Origin of the sequence: Rudaea sp. (assembly GCF_036383415.1) — a bacterium.
Classification (GTDB): domain Bacteria; phylum Pseudomonadota; class Gammaproteobacteria; order Xanthomonadales; family Rhodanobacteraceae; genus Rudaea.
Genome location: NZ_DASVOK010000031.1, coordinates 1 through 4,673, shown reverse-complemented (window position 1 = coordinate 4,673; position 4,673 = coordinate 1). Strand labels below are relative to the sequence as shown.

Here is a 4,673-nt window from a genome sequence, read left to right as displayed (position 1 = left end):
ACCTTGTACTCGGACTGCGTCACCTGGTTGATCGCCTTGCCGAGCACGCCGCCGACGAGAGCGCCGGCTGCGGCGCCGACCGGACCGCCGACCAGTGCGCCGGCGCCGGCGAACACGGTCGCGCCGACATGCGGCGTCACTTCGACGCGCATGTCCCAGACGCTGGTCTTCAAGCCGATCGCGCCCTTGACGCGCATGTCGGCAGTCGGGCTCTTCACCTCGAAGCCGTCGCTGTAGGCGTAGCCGTCGGTCATCGTGAACACGCCCTGTGCGGAATCGAAGCTGAAGCCCTTGTTGAACAGGTCGCCGAAGTCGAACGCGAGCCGGCGCGGCAGCGCGGCGAGGTTGAGCAGGCCAGCCAACCTCCCCGCGCCGGGATCGAGGTTCGGGATGCGCCCATCGGCGATCTTCATGTGCAGCGCACCGCCGTTGATGCGGTTGAGCGCGAACGCCGACGGCGTGCCGGCCCAGCTCGCATCGATCGAAGCGGTGATCTCGCCGCCGGCAAGCTTGCCGCCGTAGCCGAGCGCGTCGAGCATCGCGCCGAAATCGCGCGCCTTGAGTTCGATGCCGAAGGTCGAGCGGTGGAAACCGTTCTTGCGCGTCCACACGCCGTGCGCCTTCATGTCGATGTCTTTCGAATGCGTGCTGACTTTCTCGAGGTTCATGCCCTCGGGCATGGGCCTCGTCTCCACCGAGGCCGCGCCGTAGCTGGCCTTGCCGAGACGGAAGTCGCCGATGTCGATGCGCAGCGGCGGGATCGCCGCCGGATTGATCGTGTCATCACGCACGTCGCCGACCGCGGCGGCATTCGGCGGTGCCTCGGGCGATTCGGGCCAGTGCAGGCGCTTGAAGTCGGCGACGATCGTGCCGGTGCGCAGGTTCTTCTTCGGCACGCTCAGGCTGCCCTCGATGCGCGTGCCGTCGAAGTCGACGCGCACCGCATCTCCGCCGAGACCGACGCGCACCTTGGCCTCACCGAAGTCGCGGTCCCAGGCGACGAGCGCGGACGTGCGCACATCGACGCCCTGGAGCACGTCGCCGCCCGTGCCGCCGTCGCTGCCGTCGGCGGCGAAACTCATCCAGCCGGACAGATCGACTTCGCGTGCCGCGCCGCCGATCGCGATGCCGGACTTCGGCAGCACGCCGGTCGCCTCGCCGCCGAAGATTACGTTGGCGGCGAACGGCGCCGTCGGCGTCGGCAGGCGGCCGCGCAGGTTGAGGATGTCGCCGAGGCTCGCATCGATATTCGCGCCGGCGGGCGGCAGGCCGACCACGAGCTTGAGCGGCAACATGCCATCGGCGGATTTTTTCAGCGGCACGGGCATGTCGATGCCGACGCCGCGCAGATCCGAGGTCAGGACAATGCGCTGGCCGCTATCCTTCGTCCTGGCCTTGTCGGCTCCATCGCGATCGACGCTGAACTGCGCGCTCCAGTTCGCCTCGCCCGAGAGATATTTCTTGTAGTCCTTGAGCGCCGGGGCCCAGGTATCGATCACTTCGCCCACCGGCAGGCGCGCATCGACCTTGCCTTCGACGACATGCTTCACATCGTCGACGTAGTCGCCGATCGCGAGCGAGAGTTTCGCCGGCTTGCCCTTGAACGTGGTCGCGAGCGCGTCGGCGGAGAATCCGCTGCGGTTGAAGCGCAGCGGCCCCGAGGCCTTGTCGAATTTCAGATCGTATTTTGCATCGGCGAGGTCGGCATCGGCGAGCTGCGCCTTGCCGTCGATCTGGAAATTCTCGATCGGTTTCATCGGCGCGCGCAGGGCGAAGTCGACCTTGCCCTGGCCGCCGACATCGACGCCCAGCAGCTGCGCGGCGAACTTCGTGCCGAGCGGCGAAGCCTTGACGAAGCCGAGCAGGTCGCGACCGCCGCCCTGCGCGTTGGCAGTGACTTCGAGCGTGCCCTCGCCGTAGTCGCTGATGTCGACGCTGGCCTTGCCGACTTTCACCCCTTGCAGGTTTCCGCCATCGGTGTCGGCGTGCAGCCCGGCGTTGACGAAATCGACGAGCGCGTGCGCGTGCTCGATCGCCGGCCAGTCGCCGAGATAGCGGAAGCGCAGGTCGGCGACGTCGGCGCTGGCCTCGAAGCGCCCCGCGTTGTTGCGGAACGGCCAGTCGGCGAGATTGCCGCGGAACACGGCGCGGCCACCGGTGACCTGGCCGGCATCGAGCGCGCGATCGAGCCATTCGATCGCATGCGGAGACATGACGCCGAGCGGCCAGAAGCGCTTGGCCGCGGCCACATCGGCGTGAGTGATGACGGCGGCGACATCGAGCGCGGGCTTGCCACCGGCGTCGAAGATATCGACCGCGCCGCGCAGTTCGCCGCCGTAACTCTTGCCCGGCGTCGTGTTCTCGAACTGCAGCGCGCCGGTCTCGATGCGCCAGGCGTCGTCGGCGTGATACGCGCTGACGCTGCCGTGGAATTCGGCGAAGCTCAGCGACTCGCGGAACACTTTCGGCAGCAACAGCGCGAACGCGTTGTGCTGCGGCAGATCGAAAGTGATCGCATCCTGGTCGGCGAACAACTGGCCGGAGACGCCGCTCGCGCCAGGGATCTTGCCGAACGCGTGCGTGGCGACGCCGTCGAGTTGCGCGGCGGCATCGTAGTCGGTCGCATCGGCGAAACGTAGCGTCGCGCGCGCGAGCGTGCCCGAGGGATTGCCCGCATACAGCCAGCGGCGCAGATCGGCCGGCAGCGTATCGACCAGCATCGCCGCATTGGCGACGGTGCCGAGGTCGAGCGCGCCGATGGCGATCGTGTGCTCGGGCGTGGCGTAGTAGTCGCCGGCCGGATAGCGGCGGCGCAGATGCAGTTCCGCCGGCGCCAGCGGCTCGTTCTGGCGGACGACCTTCAATTCGGCCACGTCGGCACTGAAGCCGTCTTCCTCACGCCGCCAGCGCGCGCCGAAGGCGAGGCGATCGATGCCGACATGCGGCAGGAAGTCGTGCTTGTCGTCGAGCTTGATCGAGGTGTGCGTGGCGAGCACGAGATTGGCGAGGTCGACTTCGGCGCGCACCTCGCTGACCTCGCCGGCCTTGAGCCAGGCCCAGACCTGCAGCTTGCCGCCGCCACGATCGACGACGAGGCCGGCGAGCGGATAGTTGCGCAACACCGCGGCGAGATCGAGGTCGGCGCCGCCAAGATAGGCGCGGCCGTCGCGCTTGCCGCGGTCGTATTCGACCACCGCATTCACCGGTGCGGAATCATTCTGTAGGTTCTTCACGCGCGCGAGCACGCGCAGGAAGTCGCCGTGCGCGGTCAGGCGCAGCTCGTCGGCGCCGAGCTTGAAGTGCTTGTCGTTCGGCAGATCGTCGACATTGAGTTTCGCCTCGCGCACGACGACGGTGCCGAGGCTGAACAGCGGACTGTCGTTGAGATCCTGGTTGTTGTCGGCCGCGTTGCCCGTGTCGAGACCGCGCAGTCGCCATTCGCCCTGCGCGTCGCGCACGAGGTCGAGTTCGATGCCGGACAGGCGGATCTCGGTCCAGCTCGCACTCGGCCGCACCCAGGCGAAGAAGTTGATCTTGAGGCCGGCGCTGGCGAGGTCCAGTGTCTGCCCTTCCGCGGCCTTGGTCGCCGCCTGCATCGCGCCGAGATGCACGCCGGTCAGGTTGAGCAGGGGTCCGGTGCGTTCCCAGCGTGCGTCGAGGCGGTCGATCGCAATCGGCCGATGCAGCGCTTCGGCGAGCTTGGCACTGACCCATTCGGGATGGTTGGTCAGCCACGGCAGCACGACGAGCTGGGTCACGCTGCTCACGACCGCCATCAGGATCGCGAATGTCGCCAGCAGCCGGAACAGCCACCATTGCGCACGGTGCAGATGGCGGCGCCAAGGCGTCATGGGTGGCGTTCGCCGGACGACCTGCGGTTAAAGCAACACCACATCGTACTGCTCCTGCGCGTAGTGCTCCTCGGCCTGGAAGCGGATCGTCTTGCCGGTGAATTCCTCCAGCTCCGCGACCGAACCCGACTCCTCGTCGAGGATGCGCGTGACCACCTTCTGCGCGGCAAGCACGAGCAAGCTCGATGCCTCGAACTGGCGCACCGCGCGCGTGATCTCACGGAAGATTTCGTAGGTCACCGTCTCGGCGGTCTTGACGCTGCCGCGGCCGTCGCAGGCCGGGCACGGCTCGCACAGCTGGCGTTCGAGACTTTCGGTCGTGCGCTTGCGCGTCATCTCGACTAGGCCGAGGCTCGACATCTCGTACACGGTCGTCTTGGCGTGATCGTGGGCGAGCGATTTCTCGAGCATGCGCAGCACCTGGCGCTTGTGCTCGGCGTCGGTCATGTCGATGAAGTCGATGATGATGATGCCGCCGAGGTTGCGCAGGCGCAGCTGGCGCGCAGCCGCCTGCGCCGCCTCGAGATTGGTCTTGTACACCGTCTCCTCGAGATTGCGATGGCCGAGGAACGCGCCGGTGTTGACGTCGATCGTGGTCATCGCCTCGGTCTGGTCGACAATGAGATAGCCGCCCGACTTCAATGGCACTTCCTTCTTGAGCGCACGCTGAATCTCGTCTTCGACGCCGTACAGGTCGAAGATCGGCGCCTGGCCGCAGTAGGGTTCGATCTTCGCCGCGGCCTGCGGCACGAACACGCGGGCGAACTGCTGTACCCGGCGCGCTTCCTCGGCGCTGTCGATGCGCACGCGTTCAACGGCCGT

The 4,673-nt window shown here is 67.3% G+C and carries 2 protein-coding genes; both read right to left on the bottom strand.

All coding sequences use genetic code 11. From position 1 onward, the window contains the following. The coding region (locus VF497_RS01075; RefSeq protein WP_330885396.1) for a YhdP family protein at nt 1–3,851 on the bottom strand (3,851 nt) is incomplete at its 3' end. Nucleotides 3,852–3,878: 27 nt separating this feature from the next. After that, nucleotides 3,879–4,673 (bottom strand): ribonuclease E/G (locus VF497_RS01070; RefSeq protein WP_330885394.1); only part of this gene is annotated, 795 nt, incomplete at its 5' end.